Origin of the sequence: Sphingomonas sp. (assembly GCF_040398505.1) — a bacterium.
GTDB lineage: Bacteria > Pseudomonadota > Alphaproteobacteria > Sphingomonadales > Sphingomonadaceae > Sphingomonas.
Window position 1 is genome coordinate 16,252 of record NZ_JBBATX010000014.1, and the last position, 23,408, is coordinate 39,659.

At 65.9% G+C, this 23,408-nt stretch carries 17 protein-coding genes; 14 read left to right on the forward strand and 3 right to left on the reverse strand.

Annotated features, from left to right (window positions below):
- The first annotated feature begins 8 nt into the window (after positions 1 to 8).
- Genes ABWP09_RS03510 through ABWP09_RS03560 form a run of 11 tightly spaced genes read left to right on the forward strand, consistent with a single transcriptional unit; the run spans position 9 to position 13,134 of the window.
- Positions 9 to 1,214 carry an aromatic ring-hydroxylating oxygenase subunit alpha gene (locus tag ABWP09_RS03510; RefSeq protein WP_353203778.1) on the forward strand — a complete coding sequence of 402 codons (1,206 nt, stop codon included), beginning with the start codon at positions 9 to 11 and terminating at the stop codon, positions 1,212 to 1,214.
- On the forward strand, positions 1,211 to 2,470 hold the full coding sequence (locus ABWP09_RS03515) for a cystathionine gamma-synthase family protein (protein WP_353203779.1): 1,260 nt from the start codon (positions 1,211 to 1,213) through the stop codon (positions 2,468 to 2,470). The genes ABWP09_RS03510 and ABWP09_RS03515 overlap by 4 nt, the downstream gene beginning before the upstream one ends.
- Positions 2,467 to 3,999: an FAD/NAD(P)-dependent oxidoreductase gene (locus ABWP09_RS03520; RefSeq protein WP_353203780.1), complete on the forward strand. Its 1,533-nt coding sequence runs from the start codon at positions 2,467 to 2,469 to the stop codon at positions 3,997 to 3,999. Before ABWP09_RS03515 ends, ABWP09_RS03520 begins: the two co-directional genes overlap by 4 nt.
- The gene (locus ABWP09_RS03525) at positions 3,992 to 5,152 is read left to right on the forward strand and encodes an NAD(P)/FAD-dependent oxidoreductase (RefSeq protein ID WP_353203781.1); all 1,161 of its coding nucleotides are present in this window, start codon (positions 3,992 to 3,994) and stop codon (positions 5,150 to 5,152) included. Before ABWP09_RS03520 ends, ABWP09_RS03525 begins: the two co-directional genes overlap by 8 nt.
- Complete coding sequence (locus tag ABWP09_RS03530; RefSeq protein ID WP_353203782.1) at positions 5,149 to 6,405, forward strand: sarcosine oxidase subunit beta family protein; 1,257 nt, start codon at positions 5,149 to 5,151, stop codon at positions 6,403 to 6,405. The genes ABWP09_RS03525 and ABWP09_RS03530 overlap by 4 nt, the downstream gene beginning before the upstream one ends.
- Positions 6,402 to 6,653: a sarcosine oxidase subunit delta gene (locus tag ABWP09_RS03535; protein WP_353203783.1), complete on the forward strand. Its 252-nt coding sequence runs from the start codon at positions 6,402 to 6,404 to the stop codon at positions 6,651 to 6,653. The genes ABWP09_RS03530 and ABWP09_RS03535 overlap by 4 nt, the downstream gene beginning before the upstream one ends.
- A complete protein-coding gene (locus ABWP09_RS03540) occupies positions 6,650 to 9,361 on the forward strand; it encodes a 2Fe-2S iron-sulfur cluster-binding protein (protein ID WP_353203784.1) in 2,712 nt (903 codons plus the stop codon). Before ABWP09_RS03535 ends, ABWP09_RS03540 begins: the two co-directional genes overlap by 4 nt.
- Positions 9,354 to 9,809 carry a sarcosine oxidase subunit gamma family protein gene (locus tag ABWP09_RS03545; RefSeq protein ID WP_353203785.1) on the forward strand — a complete coding sequence of 152 codons (456 nt, stop codon included), beginning with the start codon at positions 9,354 to 9,356 and terminating at the stop codon, positions 9,807 to 9,809. Before ABWP09_RS03540 ends, ABWP09_RS03545 begins: the two co-directional genes overlap by 8 nt.
- Positions 9,806 to 11,110 carry a spinster family MFS transporter gene (locus ABWP09_RS03550; RefSeq protein WP_353203786.1) on the forward strand — a complete coding sequence of 435 codons (1,305 nt, stop codon included), beginning with the start codon at positions 9,806 to 9,808 and terminating at the stop codon, positions 11,108 to 11,110. Before ABWP09_RS03545 ends, ABWP09_RS03550 begins: the two co-directional genes overlap by 4 nt.
- 19 nt (positions 11,111 to 11,129) lie before the next feature.
- Entirely contained in the window at positions 11,130 to 11,990 is an 861-nt protein-coding gene (gene purU / locus ABWP09_RS03555) for a formyltetrahydrofolate deformylase (RefSeq protein WP_353203787.1), read from the forward strand.
- 4 nt (positions 11,991 to 11,994) lie between these two features.
- Entirely contained in the window at positions 11,995 to 13,134 is a 1,140-nt protein-coding gene (locus ABWP09_RS03560; protein ID WP_353203788.1) for a DUF3089 domain-containing protein, read from the forward strand.
- A gap of 47 nt (positions 13,135 to 13,181) precedes the next feature.
- On the opposite strand, the gene ABWP09_RS03565 is transcribed toward ABWP09_RS03560, so the two are convergent.
- A complete protein-coding gene (locus ABWP09_RS03565; RefSeq protein ID WP_353203789.1) occupies positions 13,182 to 15,683 on the reverse strand; it encodes a TonB-dependent receptor in 2,502 nt (833 codons plus the stop codon).
- Positions 15,684 to 15,848: 165 nt separating this feature from the next.
- Positions 15,849 to 17,828 carry a tetratricopeptide repeat-containing sulfotransferase family protein gene (locus ABWP09_RS03570; RefSeq protein ID WP_353203790.1) on the reverse strand — a complete coding sequence of 660 codons (1,980 nt, stop codon included), beginning with the start codon at positions 17,826 to 17,828 and terminating at the stop codon, positions 15,849 to 15,851.
- Positions 17,829 to 17,944: 116 nt separating this feature from the next.
- On the opposite strand from ABWP09_RS03570, the gene ABWP09_RS03575 reads away from it, so the two are divergent.
- The 3 genes from ABWP09_RS03575 (at position 17,945) to ABWP09_RS03585 (ending at position 22,127) form a co-directional block, all read left to right on the forward strand.
- Positions 17,945 to 20,014 carry a CocE/NonD family hydrolase gene (locus ABWP09_RS03575; protein WP_353203791.1) on the forward strand — a complete coding sequence of 690 codons (2,070 nt, stop codon included), beginning with the start codon at positions 17,945 to 17,947 and terminating at the stop codon, positions 20,012 to 20,014.
- 102 nt (positions 20,015 to 20,116) lie between these two features.
- Positions 20,117 to 20,794, forward strand: coding sequence for a response regulator transcription factor (locus tag ABWP09_RS03580; protein WP_353203792.1), 678 nt, complete (start codon positions 20,117 to 20,119; stop codon positions 20,792 to 20,794).
- A gap of 1 nt (position 20,795) precedes the next feature.
- Complete coding sequence (locus ABWP09_RS03585; protein ID WP_353203793.1) at positions 20,796 to 22,127, forward strand: HAMP domain-containing sensor histidine kinase; 1,332 nt, start codon at positions 20,796 to 20,798, stop codon at positions 22,125 to 22,127.
- A 62-nt stretch (positions 22,128 to 22,189) separates the two neighbouring features.
- On the opposite strand, the gene ABWP09_RS03590 is transcribed toward ABWP09_RS03585, so the two are convergent.
- On the reverse strand, positions 22,190 to 23,408 hold a 1,219-nt coding region (locus ABWP09_RS03590; protein ID WP_353203794.1), incomplete at its 5' end, for a TonB-dependent receptor domain-containing protein.

Below are 23,408 nucleotides of genomic sequence, written 5' to 3' on the forward strand. Positions count from 1 at the left end.
GCGACACGTTGGAACTGGGGGATATTTCGGCGTTGTTGCGCGCGCGCCCAGCGGGCCATTCGCTGCCCCGCGCCTTTTACACCGGCAGCGCTGCGTTCGAATTCGATCTTGCCGCAATCTTCGGCACATCGTGGCTGTTTGCCGGGTTCGAAGCCGAAGTGCGCAAGCCCGGCGACTACATCTCGTTCATGGTCGGGCGCTGGCCGGTCATCATCGTGCATGGCCGCGACGGCGAAGTGCGCGCGTTCCACAATAGCTGTCGCCATCGCGGATCGATCCTGTGCAAGCCGGGGCAAGGCAGCGCGGCGCGGCTGGTCTGCCCCTATCACAGCTGGACCTATGGTCTCGACGGGCGCTTGCTCGCGGCGAGCCGGATGCCCGACGATTTCCAGAAGAGCGAGCACGGCCTGAAGCCGGTCCATCTCGAACGCATTGCCGGCGCGATCTTCATTTGTCTTGCCGAGACTCCGCCCGACATCAGCGCGATGCGGCGCGACCTGACGCCGCTGCTGGCGCCGCACAATCTCGGCCACGCCAAGCTCGCCTTCCAGTCCACGCTGGTCGAATATGCCAATTGGAAGCTGGTGATGGAAAACGGCCGTGAATGCTATCACTGCGCGTCGGGCCACCCCGAACTGGCGCGCACCTTTCCCGTCCATGCCTCGGCCTATTTCGGCTTCGAGGACGATACGGCGCGGAACTTCGAAGCGCGGATGGCAGCGCTCGGCATGCCGATGGGGCCGGTCGGCGAGGATTGGTGGCAGGCGGTCCGCTTCCCGCTCAACGACGGCACCGTCGCGATGACCACCGACGGCACCTTCAACGTCAAGAAGCTGATGAGTGACGTTGGCGGCGGCGATACCGGATCGCTGCGCTGGGCGGTCGAGCCCAACAATTTCTGCCATTCGACCAGCGAATATACCTTCGCCTTCACCGCCATCCCGGTCTCGCCGACCGAGACGCATGTCGTGTCCAAATGGCTGGTGCATGAGGATGCCGTCGAAGGGGTCGATTACGACATCGACACGCTGACGCATCTGTGGACGCAGACCAATTTGCAGGACAAGGAATTTGCCGAGAACAACCAGCTCGGCGTCAATTCCCCCGGCTACACCCCCGGGCCCTACAGCCCCGATGCCGAATCGCTGACGCTGCGCTTCGTCGATTGGTATTGCGCACGGGCGGCCGATTATCTCGAGCGGGCAGCGGCATGAGCGACAGCGAGCGCACCAACTGGCGCCCCGAAACGCTGGCGGTGCGCGCGGGCTATGATCCGGCGAGTGCATCGAACGCCGCCAAGCCGCCGATCTACATGACATCAACCTTCGCTTACGCCTCAGCCGCGCAAGCCAAGGACATTCACGAAGCGTATTTCGAGGGCACCGGCCCCGAAGTCGGGCGGCCGGGGCATATCTATGCGCGGCTCGGACATCCCGGGCTCGACATGGTCGAACTGCGCCTCGCCGCGCTCGACGGCGCAGAAGCGGCAGCGGTGTTCAACAGCGGGATGGCGACGCATTCGGCGATCGCGCTGGCGCATCTGCGCCCCGGCGACAGCGTGGTGTTCAGCCGCCCGATCTATGGCGGCACCAACGGGCTTTATACCGGAATGATGCCGGGTTTCGGCGTCGGCCATGCCGAATTCACCGACGGATGCGACCGTTCCCGCGTTGAGGCCGCCGTCGCCGCAGCGCTCGCGCAAGGCCCGCTCAAGCTGATCGTGATCGAAACCCCCGCCAACCCGACCGCCGCGATCGTCGATATTGCGCTGGTGGTGAGCATCGCCGATGCGGTCGGCGCGCGTACCGGCACACGCCCGCTCGTCGTGGTCGACAACACCTTGCTCGGCCCATCGATGCAGCGCCCGATCGAGCTTGGCGCTGACCTGTGCATGACGAGTCTCACCAAATATTGTGGCGGGCATAGCGATTTGATGGCGGGCGGCGTGTCGGGGCGCGAGGCGCTGATCGCGCCGCTGCGCCTGCTGCGCACCACGCTCGGCAGCCATCTCGATCCCTATACCAGCTGGCTGCTGCTGCGCTCGATGGAGACGGTGCATTTGCGTGTCGAACGCGCGATGGACAATGCCCGCACGATTGCCGAATTCCTGCGCGATTCCCCCAAGGTCGCCGGGATCACCTATCTCGGCTTTCTGGCCGAAGGTACGCCGCAGCGTGCGGTGTATGATCGGCAGTGCAAGGCGGCAGGATCGACCTTCTCCTTCGCGGTCACCGGCGGTGAGGCGGAGGCGTTCCGCTTCCTCGATCAGCTGCGGCTGCTGCGCTTCGCGGTCAGCCTTGGCGGATCGGAGACGCTGATAACGCATCCCGCCACGACCACCCATTATGCGATCTCAGCGGAAGAGCGCGCGGCGGGCGGCATCACGCCCGCAACGCTGCGCCTCTCGGTCGGGATCGAGCATGTCGACGATCTGATCGCCGATCTGACGCAAGCGCTGGAGGCGATATGAACGTGGTGCCGCTGGTGCGCGACCCCCACGCGCTCGACAGCAAAATTCCCCGTGCCGAGGCGCATTTCGATCTGGTCGTAGTAGGCGCAGGCCATACCGGAACCACCGCCGCGATCGCCGCTGCACAGACCGGCGCGAGCGTCCTGCTGATCGACGAACATCCCGTCCCCGGCGGCCTGATCGGCACCGATGTACCCTATTTCTTCGGCGGCCGCGCGACCGCCGCCGTGCAGCAAAGCGGGCGGATGCTCGAACAGGTGTTCGGCACCAATCCCGATCTGGAGGAAGCGTTCGCGCTCGGCGTCGATGTCCGGCTCGGCACCGTCGCGTGGGGGCTCTACGTCAACGGCCCCGCGATGCGCGTCCTCCCCGAGCCACTGCTCGGCATCGCTGATGGCGAGAGCGCGATTATGGTCGGGTTCGACCGGCTGCTGCTGGCGACCGGCGCGCGCGATGTCGTACTGGGCTTTCCGGGGTGGAATCAGCCCGGCGTGATGGGCGCGCAGGGCTTTGCCGCACTGGCGACGCGCTATGAGGCATTGGCGAGCCGCCGGATCGTGATCCTCGGGTCGGGCGCGCTGGGACTGGAGACGGCGCTGCTCGCCTTGGCGCACGGGATCGAGGTCGCCGCAATCGTCGAGGTTGAAGACGCCGTCCAAGGCCCCGCCGCGCGCGCCGCGCAAGTGCGTGCGACGGGGATCCCGATCCACCTGGGGACTACGATTTCCGCCACCAAAAGCGGGATCGATGGGGTTGAGGGGATTACCCTAGTTCCACTTAATACCCCCCCGGCGAAGGCCGGGGCCCAGTTGCGCAGCGTCGATGGCGGAGGACAGCACCCAAATTCAAACCCCATCGATACTGGGCCCCGGCCTTCGCCGGGGGGGAACTCAAAGATCGACCTCGTCTGCGACACGATTGTGCTGGCGCTCGGAGCGACCCCCGCGACCGAATTGCTCGACGCCGCCGGAACCGGCCAGACCGAGACGATCACGCTGATCGGCGATGCCGGCACCGCGACACGGCCCGACCCGGCGTATCTCCAGGCGTGGGCAACGGCCCTCGCCCAACATGCCGCGCCCGAAACGATCGTCTGCCAGTGCGAGGAGGTCACGCGTGCCGATCTGCTCGGCGTACAACCGCCGCACTATCTCGATCGCCCGCACGCGATGGCCGCGCGCTCGCTCTCCTCGCTGCTCAACGACGGCCCCGCGCATCCCGACCAGATCAAGCGCCTGACCCGCGCCGGCATGGGCCAGTGCCAGGGCCGCCGCTGCCGTGATCAGGTCGCCTGCCTGCTCGCCGAGCAGCAGCAGGTGCCGCTAAGCGCAGTGCCGGTGGCGAGCTATCGCGCGCCGGTCCGCCCGGTCCCGCTCCGCATCCTCGCCGACTGGCAGGAGCGTGGCGACATGGCGGCGGGGTGGGACGTATGGTTCGGCATCCCGACGCAATGGACGCCCTATGCCGTGATCGGCACGCCCGAGGAGGCCGAGCATGTCGCGGGCCTCGGCGGCAACATGCATGTCTGATTCGGACGCCCCATCGGGCGCATCGGTCGTGGTGATCGGCGCGGGCGTCACGGGCCTGAGCGCGGCGTGGTGGCTGGCGCGATCGGGCCTCGACGTCGTGGTGATCGACAAGGGCATCGTCGGCTGGGAGGCGTCGGGCCGCAACGGCGGCGGCGCATCGCATTATCAAAGCCCGCTCTTCGCCGAAGAACAACGGATGTGGCCGCAGATGGACGAACTGCTCGGCTATCCGACCGAATATGCCCGCGAACGGATCATCATCCAGCGCGATCCCGATCTGCTCGACCATTATCGCGCGGTCGGGCGGATGTGCAGCGCGATGGGCTACCGCGTTGACGATCTCGATTCCACACAGGCGCAGGAAGCTGTGCCGCTGACCGACGAGACCTGCCTTGGCGGGATCCATCTGCGCTTCGGTGGTCACGCCAATCCGCAGCGGACGGTGCAGGCCTATGCCTGGGCGCTGCAGGATCTGGGTGGCCGCATCCTGCAGCATTGTCCGGCGCTGGGAATCGAAACGGCGGGCGGCAAGGTGGTCGCGGTGGAGACGCCGCGCGGGCGAATCGCGTGCGATGCCTTGGTCGTCGCGGCGGGGCCGCAATCGGGGATGTTGCTCCGCCCCCTCGGCGTGGATTTCCCGCTCGCCTCGGCGCGGGCGGAGATGATCGTGACCGAGCCTGCGCCGCTGATGAAAATCGGCGGTGTCGATGGCAACGGCCTGTATGGACGCCAGACCTTGCGCGGCAACCTCGCCTTTGGCGGCGGGCCGCATGAGTGGATCGACATGGACGCGACCGGCCCGAAAGCGCGCCCGACCTCACCCTTGGTGCGCAACTTCGCGCGCCGCGTCGCCGAGATGTTTCCGCGCGCCGCGCAGTTGAATGTCATTCGCTCCTGGGCCGGGGTGATCGAGAACACGCCCGACGGCCGCCCGATCATCGATCGGCTCGATGATCCCGGCAATGTCACGGTCGCGACGATGTCGGGTGTGGGCTTCGGTCTTTCCCCCGCGAGCGGCCATGCGATCCGCGATCTCGTGATCGATGGCGTCTGTTCGTTCACCGATATCACCAAGCTCGGCCTGGCGCGCTTCACGGGCCTTGAACCCGATTGGCGCGAACGGCGCGGCTGGACGGCGGAGCTTACGGCATGAAGCGCTATTCGGCGCTGGCGCTGCTCAAGGCGGGGTTGAACGGACAGCGCGGCTGGGATCGGGCGTGGCGCGATCCCGAACCGAAAAAGAGCTACGACGTCATCATCATCGGCGGCGGTGGGCATGGTCTTTCGACCGCTTATTATCTCGCCAAGGTTCACGGCATCCGCAACATCGCGGTGCTCGAAAAGGGCTGGATCGGCGGCGGCAATACCGGGCGCAACACGACGATCGTGCGCTCCAATTACCGCCAGAAGCCGCTCCACGATCTGTTCGATTTCGCGCTGGGCCTGTGGGAGGGGATGAGCGACGAGCTCAATTACAACGTGATGTTTTCACCCCGCGGTGCGCTGTTCCTCGGCCATAGCGACAGCGACATGACGATGCTCGCGCAGCGCGGCGATGCTCTCCGCTGCGACGGGATCGATGCCGACTTGCTGAGCCGCGATCAGGTGCAAAAGCTTATCCCGCTGCTCGATATGTCGCCAAGCGCGCGCTTCCCGATCCATGGCGGCCTGACGCAGCGGCGCGGCGGCACCGCGCGGCACGATGCGGTCGCCTGGGGCTATGCCCGCGCCGCCGATGCGCTGGGCGTCGATGTGATTCAGCAGTGCGAAGTCACCGGGTTCACGATGGTGGGTGGGCGCGTGACCGGGGTCGAGACCAATCGCGGCAGCATCGGCGCGGGGCGCGTCGGGATTTGCGTCGCGAGCAATAGCGGGCCGGTGGCGGCAATGGCCGGGCTGAAACTGCCGATCGAGGCGCAAACGCTGCAAGCCTTTGTCACCGAACCGGTCAAGCCGATGATCGACACCGTCATCATGTCGCAATCGCTGCATTGCTATATCAGCCAGTCGGACAAAGGCGGCATCGTGCTCGGCGGCGACCCCGACCAATTCCCGAGCTATGCGCAACGCGGCCTGCCCGCGCGGATCGAGAAAGCCGCCGCCGAGGCGATTGCGTTGGTCCCTGCCCTCTCGCGGCTGCGGATGGTGCGGTGCTGGTCGGGCACCACCGACATGAGCTTCGACGGATCGCCGATCATCTCCGCCCTGCCGGTTACGAATCTCTATCTCAATGGCGGTTGGTGCTATGGCGGGTTCAAGGCCACCCCGGCGTCCGGCTGGTGCTACGCGCATTTGCTCGCGACGGGCGAGAACCATACGCTTGCCGCGCCGTTCGCGTTCGATCGCTTCGCACAAGGGGCCACGATCGACGAAGCCGGGGTCGGTTTCATGCCGCAACTGCGATGATGCAGATCGATTGCCCTTATTGCGGCCCGCGCGCGCAAGTGGAGTTTGCCTACGAACGCACGCTCGATTCGATCGTCACGCTCGACCTGCCGGCCGAGGAAGCGGTGGCACGGCTCTACGCCCGCGCCAATCCACGCGGACTCGACGATGAGCTGTGGCGGCACAGCTTTGGGTGCCGCCAGTGGCTGGTGCTGCGGCGCCACCGCGTCAGCCATGCGATCGTCGCGGTCTCAGGATATGCCCCATGAGCGGCCCGTCACGTATTCCCGGTGGCGCGGAGTCGACGCTGCGCTTCCGCTTCGACGGCGTGGAGTATCGCGCCCGCCCCGGCGACACGCTGGCGGCGGCGTTGCTCGCGAACGGCGTGGGCCGGGTCGCGCGCAGTTTCAAATATCACCGCCCGCGCGGGGTGATGGCGGCAGGCGTCGAGGAGCCCAACGCGCTCGTCACCGTGGGCGAAGGCGGACGCACCGAACCCAACACGCGCGCAACCGACCTGTTCGTCTATGACGGCCTCGTCGCGGTCAGCCAGAATCGCTGGCCGAGCCTTGCCTTCGATCTCGGCGCGATCAACGGCGTCGCCGCACCGTTCCTCGCGGCCGGTTTCTATTACAAAACCTTCTTCGGGCCGGCATCGCGCTGGATGGTCTACGAAAAGTTCATTCGCCGCGCCGCCGGGATGGGCAAGGCACCGACCGCGCCCGACCCCGACGCCTATGAACACCGCGCGGCGTTTTGCGACGTGCTGGTCGTCGGCGGGGGTGCCGCTGGCATCGCCGCCGCGCGCGCAGCGGCGGCAAACGGGGAGCGCGTGCTGCTGGTCGAGCAACAACGCGCGCTGAGCGGATCGCTCGAAGGCGTGCACATGCTCACCCGCACCACCGCATCGGGCCTGTGGGACCACGGCTTCGCGACGCTGGCCGAGCGGCTGGTCGAACCCGGCCAAACGCCCGCGCCCGGCCAGCCCGCCCAACGCCTGTGGCACGTCCGCGCAAAGCGCATCGTGCTGGCGACCGGCGCGATCGAGCGGCCGCTGACCTTTGCCGGGAATGACCGCCCCGGCGTGATGCTGTCGCAAGCGGTGCGCACCTATATCGAACGCTTCGCCGTGCTGCCGGGCCAGCGCGTGGTGATCGCGACCAACAATGACGATGCCTATGCCACCGCCGACGCAGTCGCCGCGGCTGGGGGCGAAGTGGTCGCGATCCTCGAGTCCCGCGCAAGCGGCCCCGCGACGCGCTTCCCGGTGTTCACCGATGCCGTGCCGCTTTCGACGAGCGGCCAAACCCACCACCTCGCTTCGGTCGAGGCGCGGATCGGCGCCCGCACGCGCCGCTTCGCCGCCGATCTGCTCGCGGTGTCGGGTGGCTTCACCCCCGTCGTCCATCTTCACAGCCAGGCCGGCGGAAAGCTCGACTGGCGCGAGGATTTGCAAGCCTTCGTCCCCGGCGCGTCACCGCAAGCGGTGACCAGCGTCGGTGCCGCGGCGGGCGCGATTCCGGCGATCGCGGCGACCGCTGCCGATCTGCCCGACCCGAAGCACAGTTTCATCGATTTCCAGAACGACGTCACCGCCGCTGACATCGACTTGGCCTGGGCCGAGGGGTATCGCTCGGTCGAACATCTCAAGCGCTACACCACGCTCGGCATGGCGACCGATCAGGGCAAGACGAGCAATATGGCGGCGCTCGCGCACCTCGCCAGCGTCGCGGGTGTGACGATCCCGCAAGCGGGCCTGACGACGTTCCGTCCGCCCTTCACCCCGCTGACCTTGGGCGTGCTGGCCGGGGCAGATGCCGGTGGCCATGCCGCGCCCGCGCGCCGCCTCGCTTTGTACGACCGGCACCAGCGCCTCTCACCACTGTGGCAGCCGCTCGGCCTGTGGCACCGCCCGCGCGCCTATCCGATCGCGGACGAGACGCTGCACGCGGCGGCGCAGCGCGAGGCAAAAGCGGTGCGCACCACCGCCGGGATCGTCGATGTCTCGACGCTCGCCAAATTCACAGTGACCGGCCCAGACGCCGCCGCCTTGCTCGAGATCGTCTGCGCCACCGGGGTGGCGAAGCTCGCCGTGGGCCGCGGGCGTTATACCTTCATGCTGCGCGAAGACGGTATGGTACTCGACGATGGCACCGTCTGGCGCATCGCCGAGGCGCGCTATCTGCTGACGAGTTCGACCGGTGGCGCGGACCGGATGGAAGCGCATCTGAGCTATGCGCACCGCGTCCTCGCACCGCATCTGAAAGTCTCGGTTGTCGCACAACAGGAGCATTTCGCGGGGATCGCGCTTGCCGGGCCGCTGTCGCGCGAAATTCTTGCCGCGCTCACCGGTACCGAAATGCCCGCGCATATGGGCGTCTCCCACGCAGTGATCGCGGGCGTCCCCGTCCTCGTCCTCGCGGCCAGTTACAGCGGCGAGCGCGCGTTCGAAATCTATGCCGAGGGCCATGTCGCGGGTCCGGTCTGGGACGCGCTGGAAGCCGCCACGCGGGCGCGCGGCGGGTATCCCTACGGCCTCGAAGCACTGGAGTTCCTACGGATCGAAAAGGGCCATATCGTGATCGGGGCCGAGGCCGATGGCCGCACCACGCCGCACGACCTTTCGCTCGAACGGATGCTGCGCAAGGCGGGCGGGTTTGTCGGTGCGAGCGGGCTGGCGCGGCCCGCGCTTGCCGCCGCAGACCGCGTGCAATTGGTCGGCCTGACCAGCGACACCCCGATCCCCGAAGGCGCGATGCTGATCGCGGGCGACGGTGCGCCGGTCGAGGGGCATGTCACCTCCGCTGCAGGCCGCGTGATCGGAACCGGCGCGATCGCGCTGGGCTTGCTTGCGGGCGGACGGACGCGGCTGGGCGATGTGCTGCTTGCCTCCTCCCCGACGCGCGGCCAGTCGGCACGCGTGACGGTATCGGCACCGGTCTTTTACGATGTGGAAGGGACGCGCTACCGTGACTGAAGCACCCGTCGCCTTCACCATGGCACCTGCAGGCGACGTGATTGCGCTCGACCTCTGGGACGCTGCCCCGCCCGAGACCGCTCCCGGCACACGCCTGCTGCAAGTCGAGCCGCGCCGCTGGTGGCTGATCGGCGCCAGCGCGCAGGCCGACGCACTCACCGCGCAAATCGGCGACACGGGCGCATTGACGCCGATCGGCGGCGGCCTGACGCGCGCAACCCTCACTGGCGCGGGCTGGCGTGAAGTGCTGACGATCAGCGGCTGCTTCGATGTCGAGGACCCGCGGTTCGACATGGGCAAGATCGCTGCGACGACGCTCCATCATGTGCCGGTGTGGATCGCGCCGACGGGGGACGATGCGTGCGAGGTCTATCTCGCTAACAGTTACGCGCCTACGCTCCACGAATTATGGTCGCGCAGCGCGACCGGCCAAGGGGGGCCTTCATGATGCCATCGCCTGCACCGCGACTCGATTCTGCGCGCTGGTATGTCGTGCTGGTGCTCGGCCTGGTTTATGCGGTCAACATTGCCGATCGCTATGTCGTGGCGACGGTGCTGGAGCCGATCCGCAAGGAATTCGGGCTGAGCGACTCGGGCGTGGCGTGGCTTACCGGGGTAACGCTCGCTTTCTTCTACATCTCGGTCGGGCTGCCGATCGCCAGATTGGCCGACCGATCGAACCGCCGCAACATCGTTGCCGCCGCGATGATCCTGTGGTCGGCGATGACCGCGCTGCTCGGCTTCACCCAGACTTATTGGCAATTCCTGCTCGCGCGCATCGGTGTCGGCGTGGGCGAAGCGGGCGGTACGCCGCCCTCGACCTCGATCATCGCCGACAATTTTCCGCGTGGGCGCCGCGCTTATGCGCTCACCGTCTATGCACTCGGCCTGCCACTCGGCGCGTGGATGGGGTCGAGCCTCGCGGGCGCGATCGTCGAATATTTCCATAGCTGGCGCGCCGCCTTCATCGCGCTCGGCATTCCCGGCGTCGTGTTCGGCGTGCTGATCCTGCTGACCGTGCGCGAGCCGGTGCGCGGTCGCTTCGAACTGGTGACCGAAGACAGCGCACCCTCCGCCACCTTCACCGAAACCTGCCGCTATCTGTGGTCCTCACGCTCGGCGTGGCACATCAATGCGGCGGGGACGATCATATGCCTGTGGGGCTGGGGTTTGCTGTGGTGGACGCAGACGTATCTCGAACGCGAATATGGCCTGTCGACCGCGCAGGCTGGCGCGCGGCTCGGCACGATCTATTTCTGGGCGGGCAGCGGCGCGACGATCGCGACCGGCCTGATCCTCGCCATGCCACAAATGCAGGATGCCAAGCGCGTGGCGTGGCTGCTGAGCGGCCTGGTGCTGCTGTCGACGATCCCGTCCTTCATCGTCTATTATACGCATTCGCTGACGCTCGCGACGGCGATGCTGTGGCTCGTCGTGCCGACCGCCTATCTTTATGTCGGGCCGACAATGGCGCTGCTGCTCAATTTCCTGCCGCCGACGATGCGTGCGCAGGGCATGGCGATCAGCCTGCTGACCGCCAATGTCGCCAATCTGATCATCGCGCCGACCGCCGTTGGCTGGATTAGCGATACGCTGGCCGGGCCACTCGGCAGCAATGCCGAATCGCTGCGCTACGCGCTGATGGCGCTGTCATTGACGGGCTTCTGGGCCGCTTACCATTACTGGACGGCGGTACGGACCTTCACGGCCGATGATGCGCGCGTCCAGTTGGTCGGCGCGGCGGCCTGACCGCCTTTATGGAGCCCCGATGACCGCACAGCCCTTTATCCTGACCCTGTCGTGTCAGGACCGCCCCGGCATCGTTGCGGCGGTCTCGGCGCATATCTTCGTATGCCACGGCAACATCACCGATTCGAGCCAGTATAACGATGCGGATTCGGGCCGATTCTTCATGCGCACCGCCTTCGCGATTCCCGAAGGTGGCGATCCCGCCACTTTGCGGGCCGGGTTCGATAGCCTCGCCAGCCGCTACGGCATGACGCTGTCGCTGCGCCCCGCCGATGCGCGGCAAAAGGTGCTGATCCTGGTCTCGAAGTTCGACCATTGCCTGGTCGATCTGCTCTATCGCCGCCGGATCGGCGAGCTCGACATGGACGTGGTCGGCATCATCTCGAACCACCCCGCCGCGCATTTCGCCAAGCTCGATCTGGCAGACATCCCCTTCCACCATTTGCCGATCACGCCCGCGACCAAGGCGGCGCAGGAGGCGCGGATCTGGGCGATTCATCAGGACAGCGGCACCGATCTGGTCGTGCTCGCGCGCTATATGCAAATCCTGTCGGACGATTTGTCGGCCAAATTCGCGCATTGCTGCATCAACATCCACCACAGCTTCCTGCCCGGTTTCAAGGGCGCGAAGCCCTATCATCAAGCGCACGCGCGCGGGGTGAAAGTGATCGGCGCGACCGCGCATTATGTGACCGGCGAGCTCGACGAAGGCCCGATCATCGAGCAGGATGTCGAGCGGATCAGCCACGCCGACACCGCCGAAGATCTGGTGCGCAAGGGCCGCGATATCGAGCGGCGCGTGCTGTCGCGCGCGGTTGGGTTGCATTTGAGCGGGCGCGTGCTGGCGAATGGCGCGCGGACGATCGTGTTCCGCGATTGAAGGGATGAGCATGCTGTTGCTGCTTGCTGCGGCGGTTACGCCGGTATCGACCGACTATCGCGATCCGGCGCATTGGCTGTGCCGCCCGGGTCGGGCGGATGCCTGTGCGGGCGACATCGCCGCCACGATCATCGCGCCCGATGGAACGCAGAAGGACGAACCCGCCGCCACGCGCGCCGCCCCAAAAGCCGATTGTTTCTACGTCTATCCCACCACATCGATGGACCCGACGCCGCACAGCGATTTGATTGCGGGCGATGGGGAGACGGGGATGGCCGCGTCGCAAGCGGCCCCCTTTCGCAGCGTCTGTCGCGTGTTTGCGCCGCTCTACCGAAGTGTCACCTTGCCCGCGCTGCGCGCCGCGATGCGCACGGGCACGCGGCTCTCCGCCGCCGACTTCGAGCTGCCGTATGCCGATGTCCGCGCGGCGTTTCGTGCGTATCTGACGCGGGACAATCACGGGCGGCCGTTCGCACTGATCGGCCATAGCCAGGGCTCGGCGCTGCTGAAGCGGCTGGTGATCGAGGAAATCGACGGCAAGCCGATCCAGCGCCAGATGCTGTCGGCGATCCTGCCGGGGACAGCCGTGCTGGTGCCGCGCGGGCGCGAGGTCGGCGGCGATCTGACGGCGGTGCCGCTGTGCCGCGCGGCGGCGCAAACCGGCTGCGTCGTGACCTGGGCGAGCTATCGCGATACCAATCCGCCGCCCGCCAATGCCTTGTTCGGCCGCGCGCCATCGGGTGGGTCCGATCTGGTGGCAGGCTGCACCAACCCTGCACGGTTGGCGGGCGGCGCCGCGCCGCTCGATCCGCTCCTCGGCTTTCCGTGGTGGCGGGGCGGCGTGGCGCAGTTCAAGCAACCGGCGATCTGGGCCGCGCGGGGCAAGCCGGTCGGTGCGCGTTTCGTGCGGATGCAGGGGCTGTTGTCGGGCGCCTGCGTCGCGCGCGGGGAATTCGGCTATCTCGCGGTAAATGTTACGCCGGGTGCCGCGACCGATCTGGTCGCCGCCACCGTCGGTCCCGACACGGTCGGCGACACCGCCTATCCCGATTGGGGCTTCCACGTCATCGACATTGCAATCGTCGAGCGTGACCTGATCCGGCTCGTCGCGAAGCAAAGCGCGGCTTGGCACCAAAGAAAATAGGGGGGCGGTCGCCCGCCCCCCTCTTCATTTTACGCGTCGCGAAGCGGTCAGAATTTGACCTTGGCGCGGATCCCGATCGTGCGTGGACGCGCCAGCGTGTTGCGGCTGCCCGCCTGATACACCTGATAATAGGTGGCGCGGCCGATGTTGGTCACCGTCACGCCATTGGCGAGATTGTTGCCGTACACGCCGAATTCGAACTGGCCGATATTGTAGGTCGCCGATGCACTAAGGTTGTGCGATTCGGGGATCGCGGCGAAGGTCTGGCTTGGCCCGGTCGCGGTCAATTTGCCCGCGGTCAACGTCGTCGTGAAATTGTTGAAGGTCGTGTTCTGCGACGATTGATATTGATAGCCGAGCTGCAAATGCATCTCGCCAGAGCCGACCGGGCGATCATAGAATGCCTGGAAATTCGCCGTATATTTCGGATAATAGGGCGTGCGGTCGCCGTCGAACGCGCCGACCGTCGGAATGTCGCCATTGGCCTTCGAATCGTTGAGCGATCCGCTGAGCGACAGCGTCAGTTCGGGCGTCGCCTTGACCGATGTTTCAAGCTCGAGGCCCTTGCTGGTGATCTTGCCCTTATTGTCGGTGAAGAAATACGAGCAGTTGAGCCGCAACCGCGTCTGCACGTCCGACCAGTCGATATAATAGGCGCTGACGTTGAGCGTCACGCGACCGCCAGCGAGCTTCGCTTTCTCGCCGATCGTATAGTTCCACAATTTGTCAGGACCGAAGGTCAGCGGCGCTGCATTGTAGCCATAGGCGGCGAGGTTCTGCGTGCACTGCCCCGCAATCCCGGTGCTGCCGAGCGGCACCGGCTGGTTGCCGCCGCCGTAGCGGAAGCCCTTGGCGACTTCGCCGTAAATCAGGAAATCGTCATTGACCTTATACGAGATGTTGCCGCGCGGGTTGAACCCGTTCGACTTGAGCGTGGCGTTGGTGGTCAGCGGGATGTGGTTGACGACGCCGTACACGCCGCTTTCGAACAGATAGTATTTTTCCTTGAAGTTGAAGTAACGAACGCCGGCGGTGATATCGAGCTTGTCGGTCGCGTGCCATGTGCCGTCGGCATAAGCGGCGAACTGATGCTCGTTGACATCCTGCAGACCTGAGAAAATGTCGTTGGGCTGGAACGCCTTGTCCACCGTCTGCGAATTATACAGGCCGCCCGGTACCGCGAACGGCCCGTAAAAATAGTTCATGTACGACAGCGTATCGAAACCCGGCGTCGGAATATCCTGCCGCAAATGGCGGTCTTGCTGTTCGTAGAACACGCCGACCGTCCATTTCAGCGGGCCGCCGCTCTTCGACACGAGCCGCGCCTCGCCCATATAGTCCTTCAGCTTCTGGTCGATCTGATACAATTCGGCCGGCAGCGAGCGCGCAAGCGCATCGCTATACGCGGTCGGTGCTTCGAACAACGGATAGGTGTTGGTCTGCGGCGTCAGCGGCGACCCATAATCCTGGAAGAAATAGCCGATTTGCGGCTCGACCGACGCATCGAAGCCGATCGCGCGATCGGTATAGGCCCCCGTCACGATCAGATTGGCAAAGCCCGCATCGTAATCCGCGCCGAGCTGATACAGCCGGAACCGATCGTCGGTGCCCTCGGGCCCGTTGGTCAGGACCGTGTAGGGCGCGAGACCGCTAAACGCCGAATTCAGCCCGTTGGCAATGCTGCGTTCATAGGTGATGCTACCATCGACCGTCAGATCGGGGCTGGGGGTCCAGCGCACCGCGACGCGACCCTGATAGGTGCGGTTGCTGTTGGCGTTCTGCTTATTGCGCAGACCGATATTGTCGATGAAACCGCCATCACGCCCGACATAGAAATTCGCGCGGACGGCGAGCGTGTCGGAGACGATCGGCAAGTTGATCATGCCACGGATGTTGTAGCTGGCAGCCCCATGTTCGGTCGTCGCGACACCCGCCTCGGCCGTGCCGAAGGTCTTGGTGAGACTTGGCTTGAGAGTGACGAAGCGGACCGTACCGGCCATCGACCCAGCGCCGAACAGCGTGCCTTGCGGCCCGCGCAGGATTTCGACGCGTTCGAGATCATAGACCTTCAAATCAGGCGTCTGGCCCTGCACCGAGATCGGGGTATCGTCGAGGTAGACCGCGACAAGGCTGCGATCCGACGTGTCCGAGGTGGCATAGCCGCCCGTCGACAGGCCGCGCATGTTGAATTTGTTGAAACCCGGCGCGCCCTCGGTGATCGACAGCGAGGGCGTGAATTTGGCGAGATCGGACAGATTGCCCTGCCCCGACTTGGTGATCTGATCGATGTTGACGACCGAGATCGGGATCGCGACCTTCTGCAGCGATTCCGCGCCGGAACGGTTGGCGGTGACGACGATGTCGGTCAATTCGTCCTTGGCGGGCTCGGCCGGAGCGGCCTGGGCTGTAGCAGCGGCTGCGGCGGGGTCAGGTGCGGCGAAGGCGGCGCTCGGTGCGACCAGCGCGAGGCTGGCACCCGATGCCAGCAACAACGCCAGCAAGGACGCGCGGCGACCGGAATTGCCAGTCTGGTGATGCGAAGTTGTCATGATTCCCCCTTATCGAACGGTCCCGTCAAATCGTCGTACCGTCGCGTTGGGCTGCGTGGCCCTCGTGCTGACGGACGATTGGAGGTGCCCCCCATTTACAGAGGCTCATCCCAATCGTGGCAAGCGCAAAGCAAAATTACTGGATGGGGGCATCCAATATTGCGATCATGGCCGATCTGCGGGCACCTTGGCAAGGGCACCGAGTGTGGACTTGAGCGGTCCAAGCCATGGATCGAAGTGCCGCCACTGGTCGAGACCGTCACGAAAGATCGGGCGACGGACCTGTTCGGAACTGGGGGTGCGCACCGCGCGGTCGTTTTCGAAGAAGCTGAGGCAGGCGGGTTCGAACGCCAGCCCGACATGATCGAGCAAGCGCCGCACTTCATCCTCAGGCGCATCGACCAGCGCTTCGTACGACACGCGGTGGACGCGCCCGGGCAGCACCGCATCGAAATGCGCCATCAGCGCCACATAGTCGGCATAATAGCGCCCGAGATCGCCGAGGTCATAGCTATAGCCCTGCCCCGCCGCGAACCCCTGTTTGAACAGCGACACGCAACAGGCCAGCGGATGGCGCCGGACATCGATGATCCGCGCCTTGGGCAGGATCAGGTGGATCAAGCCGATATGCAGGAAATTGCCGGGAAATTTGTCGACAAAATGCGCGCGATCGGTGGCACGACGCGGGCGTGTGCGGTCGAGATAGGCGGCCCCGAGATCGGCGAACGCCGCTTGCGGTAAGCGCGCCAGAGTGTGCGGATAGTCGCGCTCAGAGCCCGCCACCTGAGCGGCGAGCGCCGTGATATCGGGCAATTCCGACAAGCCCTCGACCTGGCTGTGGCTGGCGAGGATTTGCTCGACCAAAGTCGATCCCGAGCGCGGCAGACCCAGCACGAAGATCGGGTCACGCGCACGGCAGCCCGCGCCCGTGCGGTCGGCGAAGAAGGTCGGGCCGTACGTGGCGATGCTGCGCTGGACAAAGGCGGTGTTCGCGGCGGCATCGTATGGCGTAGCGGCGCGGCGGGCGGCATTGGCCTGTTCGTACTGGGAAAAGGCGAGTTCGTACGCCGCCGCATCCTCCAGCGCCTTGCCCAGCGCGAAATGGAGATAGGCGCGATCATCGACACTCAGATCGCCGCCGCCGAGCAACGCGCGCATCGCGGCGATATCGTCGTCCGCGAAGCGCCAGGTCTTGAGATTGGCAAGGCTCCAATAGGCCTCGCCGAAGCGCGGTTCGAGCGCGATCGCACGGCGATAGGCGGCGACCGCATCGCTTTGCCGCCCCAAACTGCGCAGCGCATGGCCATAGGCGTGCCAGAGGCGGGCATCGTCGGGTAGCGCAACGAGCGCCGCCGCGAATTCGGCGGCGGCGTCGCGCTCGCGGCCCAAGTGCAGCAGGATTCCCGCCCGCAGCGCCCGCACCGGTCCCGCCGCCGCATCGGGCGTTAGGATCGGCTCGACCTCCGCCAGCGCCTCGGCAAAGCGTTCCAACCGTAAGAACAGGATCGCCCGGTGAAAGCGCGCCGGGGCATAAAGCGGCGCTGCCGTCAGGGCGCGCGCCAGCAAATCCTCCGCCGCCGCATCGCGCCCTGCGCGCGCTGCAATATCGGCGAGCAGGCGTAGCGCCGCCGGATCGTTGAGATCGATCCCGAAGCGCGCACGTAAAGCGTCGCCGGCCGCAGCGCCAGGTGCGTCGATCCACGCCAGCACCGCCGCGACCAGCGCCGCATCGCCGACACTGCCCGGCAGCAAGCGCGCCTGCGTCGCCATCGCGCGCGCCGGATCGACCAAGCCATAAAGATCGCCCAGCGCGTGCCAAGCGAGCGCCGCACGCGGATCGGCCGCCGTCGCGCGTGCGAGCGCCGCTATCGCCTCGTCCGAGCGCCCCAGCATCGCCAGCGCCATGCCCTGCTCATAGTGCAGCCCCCACGCACCCGGTCGCGCGGCGGCCAGCGGGGCGAGGATTTCGAGCGCGGCGGCCACCTCGCCGCTCCGCCGCAGCGCCGCGCCCAACAGGAAGCGCACCTCGAGCGATGACGGCAGCGTGCGCGCCAGTGTCGCGGCCGCGCGCGGATCGACTCCGAGCAGCGCCTTAGCTCGCGCGATCCTGCTCGCCACATCGCGCTGATCGTCGGGCCGGGCCATCGCCCAACGTCTATGCGGACGGCCTGCAAAAATCTATCGTCGCATCGCAACACGGCATTGGCGACGTGCCGCGCGCCGCGCCATGCTCGGTCGAGTCCGAGGGATAAGGGGACAGGATGCCGGGATCACGCCGCGACTTTCTCGCCGCCACGCTCGGCGGGATCGCACTGAGCCGGAGCGCAGCGGGTGCCGCCGTCGCGGAGACGCGCTGGGCGCTTCCGCCGAAAGCCGCCGTGAAGCATCGCGAGATCGTCCGCATCGCGATGCGCGACGGGGTCGACCTGTGCGGCCAGATCTGGCTGCCCGCCGATGCCGACACCAACCCTGCGCCGGTCGTGCTCGAATATATCCCCTATCGCACGCGCGACGCCTATTCGGCCCCCGACGGCTATTGGGGCGATACGCTGGCCAGCCATGGCATCGGCTTCGCGCGGATCGATCTGCGCGGCTCGGGCGATTCGGGCGGCTTGCTACGCGACGAATATCTGGCGCAGGAACAGGACGATGCGGTCGAGATCATCGCCTGGCTCGCCGCGCAGCCCTGGTCGAACGGATCGGTCGGGATGCGCGGCATATCGTGGGGCGGTTTCTCGACATTGCAGACCGCGATGCGGCGGCCGCCCGCGCTGAAAGCGATCATGCCAATGGCCTGTTCGGACCGGCGCTTCACCGACGATGCGCATTTCGTCGGCGGGTGCCTTGGCCTCACCAATTTCAAATGGGGCGCGAATTTCAAGGGCGTGATGGCCGCCCCGCCCGATCCCGCCGTGGCTGGCCCGGGTTGGGAAAAAATATGGCGCGACCGGCTCGAAGCCTCACCCCCGATCATCGCGCGCTGGACCGCGCATCAGCGCGAGGATGCCTATTGGCAGCACGGATCGCTCCATTTCGATTATGCCGAGATCCATTGCCCGACCTATATCGTCGGCGGTTGGGCCGATGCCTATGTCCATTCGGTGCCGCGCATGCTCGAACGGCTGACCTGCCCGCGCAAGGCGCTCGTCGGGCCGTGGGGCCATACCTATGCCTGGCTCGGCGGCCCCGGTCCGGCGCTCGACTGGGCGTATGAGGAGGTGCGCTGGTGGTCGCACTGGCTGCGGCGCGCGCCAACGGGGATTATGGACGAGCCGATGCTGCGTTTCTACCAACCCGAGGCAACGCCCGCGCAATCTGCCCCCGGCGCAACGCCGGGGGCGTGGAGCGCGGAAAGCGTCTGGCCCTCCCCCCACATCCACCAGCAGCGTCTGCATCTGACCGATGCCGGTCTGTCGCCGCGACCGGGTCCGGGAAATTGCCAAACGCACCGGTCGAACAATGCCGTCGGCGGCGCGACGCCCGAATGGGTGCCGTTCGGTCAGGCCGAGATGCCGGGCGATCAACGGCACGACGATGCGCTGTCGATCCGCTACGACATGGCGCCGCTGCCCGCCGATGTGGAACTGCTCGGCGTGCCCAGCGTGCGGTTGCGCGTCGCCGCCGACAAACCCGTCGCGCAAGTCGCGGTGCGGCTGTGCAAGGTGCTGCCCGATGGCACGTCGTGGCGGCTGGCATACGGCATCCTCAACCTTACCCACCGCGACGGCCATGCCGCCCCCAAGCCGCTAACCCCGGACAAGATGGTCGATGTCGCGATCGATTTGGGCTTCATCGCGCAGCGTTTGAAAGCGGGCGAGCGCTTACGGATCGCGGTATCGGAGGGGCTGTGGCCGCTCGTCTGGCCCTCGCCCGACGGCCCGACGCTGACGCTCGATCCGAGCGCCAGCGCCCTTATTTTGCCGATTCGCACACCACCGCTGATCGAACCCGTTATGCCGATCGCCAGCGTCGCAATCGTACCTGATAAAGGCGATGTCGTCGTCACAACCACCGACGACCATGGCCGCATCACGGTCACGGGAACATGGCCGGACAAGAGCCGCACTTGCGCCAACGGCACGATCCTGTCGGGCTACGGCCCCAACACCGTCGCCACCATCACTGCGGGCGAGCCCAATAGCGGTTGCTGGTCGGGCACGCGCATCAGCCGCTATCGCCGGGGCGACTGGAATTGCGAGCTCCGCATCGGCTTTGCGCTGACCGCGACCGCGCGCGCCTTTAGCGTGACCGAGGAGATTGTGGCGTTCAAGGATGGCACCGAAATCTTCCGGCGCAAGACCACCAACACCGTTCCGCGCGATCAGCTCTGAGCGCCGGTTGCGCGGCGCTGGCAATCCGGATCAGCGTCGCTTAAGCGCTGGTGCGACGATAGCCGGATGATGGTCGCGCATCGTGGCGATGGGTGAAGATCGATGAAAGTCTTGATCGTTGAGGACGACTATCGCGCCGCCCGGCTGCTCGTCTCCGCGCTGTCCGAGATCGGGTATGAAACGGTCGTTGCCGAGGACGGTCGGGTCGCACTGGCGTTGGCCAGCGCGCAAAGCTTCGATGCGGTGCTGCTCGACGTGATGCTGCCGCAGCTCGACGGCGTTGCGGTTGCGCGGGCGCTGCGCGAACGTGGACTGAACGTACCGATCCTGATGCTGACGGCGCTCGCCGATCTCGACGAGCGGCTCGCCGGGCTCGATGCGGGGGCCGACGATTATCTGGTCAAACCCGCCGAGCCGCTCGAAATCGACGCGCGGATCAAGGCGATCAAGCGCCGCGCCGAGCGGACCAACGAAACCGGTGTGCTTCGCGCCGGCGATATCGAGGTCAATGAGATCAAATTCCGCGCGGTCCGCGGGCGGCGCGTGCTGGCACTGCCCAAGCTGGAATTTCAGGTGCTGTGCGAACTGGTGCGAAACCGCAACAGCGTCGTCACGCGCAGCATGTTCTACTCCACCGTGTGGGGATTTGATTTCGAGCCGACGACCAACATCGTCGAATCCTATATCCGGCGGGTGCGGGTTCAGCTCACGCTGGACGGCGAGGAAGACCCGATCGTTACGGTCCGCGGGGTTGGCTATATGATGATCGGCGAAGGCTGACATGCCGCGCCGGTCGCTTCGCGGCATCGCGCTGATCTATGTTGCCTTGATCCTGGCGGCGTTACTCGCGGTGCGCGGCGCGAACGACGCCATCGCGCATCGCGCCCTCGGCATCGAAGTCGATCGGCGGCTGGTGCTGGAGGCCGAGGAAATCGGCCGCGCGGGCGCGCTCGACCGGATGATCGCGACGATCGACCGCGCGCAACGCGACCATGACAGTGCCGATCTGTTCTTCGCGCTGTTCGACCAATCAGGCCGACAGGTCGGCGGCGCGTTGACGCTGCCACAAATCCCACCAGCGGGCTATTCGGACTTCGACGAGCGCGCGGGCGTGCCCGGGGTCGGTCATGGACGCGCGCTGACCCGACGCCTGACCAACGGCGCGACGCTGAGCGTGGTCTCGGATAATGACGTGATCGATCAGTTCGATGCGATGATGTCGCGGGTCCAGCTGACCGGCCTTGCCCTGACGATGCTGATCGTGATCGGCGGTACTGGCGGGATGATATGGGAAATCAGTCGGCGGCTGCGCTCGATGCAGCGGACGGTCGATGCCGTGATGGGCGGCGATTTCAGCAGCCGCGTACCGCAAACCGGCACGGGCAGCGAATTCGACCGTCAGGCCACCGCGTTCAATGCGATGCTCGATCGGATCGGCGCGTTGATGAACGACATCCGTCACGCCGCAAAGGATGTGGCGCACGAATTGAAAAGCCCGCTCGCCCGGCTGCGCAACCGATTGGCGGCGATCGCACGGCGATCGAGCGGCAACCCGCTCGCGCCCGACATCGCCGACGCGCTGGCCGAGACCGATCAGGTGCTGGACTTGTTTGCCAGCCTGATGCGGCTGTGGGAAATCGAGGGCGGCCATCGGCGCGAGCGGTTCGTGCCGCTCGATCTCGCGGCGCTCGCAGCTGAAGCGTACGAGTCGCTGACTCCAGTCGCTGAGGATTCAGACCATCGCTTGACGCTGACCGGCGCGCGCGCGGTGCCGCTGCGCGGCGAGCGCAATCTCTTGCGCCAGCTGCTGGTCAATCTGATCGAAAATGCGATCCGCCATACCCCGCCCGGAACCGCGATCGAGCTAGGAGTCTTACCGCTGCCCCAGGGCGCGCGGCTCATCGTCTCCGATCATGGACCAGGGATTCCCGCGGACCAGCACGCGCAGGTCATTCGTCGTTTCGGCCGCCTGGATTCATCGGTCGAGGCGCCCGGCCATGGCATCGGGCTTACGCTGGTCGATGCGATCGTGCGGCTGCATGGCGGAACGCTGATGCTGGAAGACGCCGCGCCGGGCCTGCGCGTCGTCATCGATCTGCCGCGCGACCTATAGAAAACTCGGCCCGAGCGGGCGCTCGGACCGGGTTTCTGCCGCCCTTGTAGGGACGGGAAGAATCAGAACTTGGCGGCGACCTCAAGACCCCAGGTACGGGGCGGGTTGAGATTGCCGTAATCACCCAAGATACCGCCATAGCTGCTCGAACGCAGGGTGCCGTCCGCGTTGTAATTCAGCACCGGCGACGAGTTTGCCGACGAGCGGCGGTAGATGTAGGTCGTGTCGAACAGGTTGCGGGCCCACACGGAGATCGTCACCTTGTTGGTGGCATTCACCGCAATGTCGGCAAGCGCCAAGCGACCGTTCACCACGAAGCTCGAGTCGGTCTTGGTGTTCTCCAGCTGGAAGCTATACTGGCTGCTGGCATATGCCGCGTCGAGATGGAGGCGGACCTTGGTGGTGTCGCCGCCGACCGGGATTTCATAATCAATCGCACCCGAAGCGGCATTGGTCGGCGTATACACGATGTAGAGCTGCTGTGCCGGAGCACCCGGCGTCAACGGGTTCACCGCCGACGGTGCCTTCCAATAGGTGTAGGCGTATGATGCGTTCAACGTCAGCGCAGGGATCGGCTTCACGGTCAAATCTGCTTCGATACCGCGGATCTTGGTCGAGCCGGCATTCTGGGTCTGCTCGATGTGCGAACCGTTGGTCGGGCTGGAGCCGTTGGTGTCAAAATAGTCAAAGTCGAACTGCGTGTTTTTGCGGTCCATGATATAGCCCGCAATGTTGAAGCGTGCGCGGTGATCCCAGAAGTCGGTCTTGGCACCGACCTCATAAGACTTGACCGCTTCGGGACCGAACGCGTTGAACTGCGCCGACCGGTCATTGGCACCACCGGCGCGGAAGCCAGTCGAGTATTTGGCGTACAGGTGGATGTTGCGAGTCGCATCGACCGCGACGTTGAACATCGGGTCAAAGCGGCTGACGCTATTCGAGAAGAGGAACGGAGTCGCGACGCTGTTCGCAACGGCGTTAATCGGGTTCAAATCGGCGCGGTTGTTGACGACGTACAGCTGACCACGGCGTTTGTCGCGAGTCCAACGCACCGCCCCGGTCAGATGAACGAAGTCGAGGCTCTCTGGCGTATACGTCACATTGCCGAACAGCGAGTAGTTGTGATCATAGGCCTCGCTGGCGCGGGTGATGAACTGGCAGCTATTGGCAAACTGCGGAACAATCGTGGCGAGCGTGTTGATGCACGACGGCGCATAAGGCTGATAGCCCGAATTGCCCGACGTTACGGTGCCCGTTACGATCGGGCTGCGGATCGCGTAA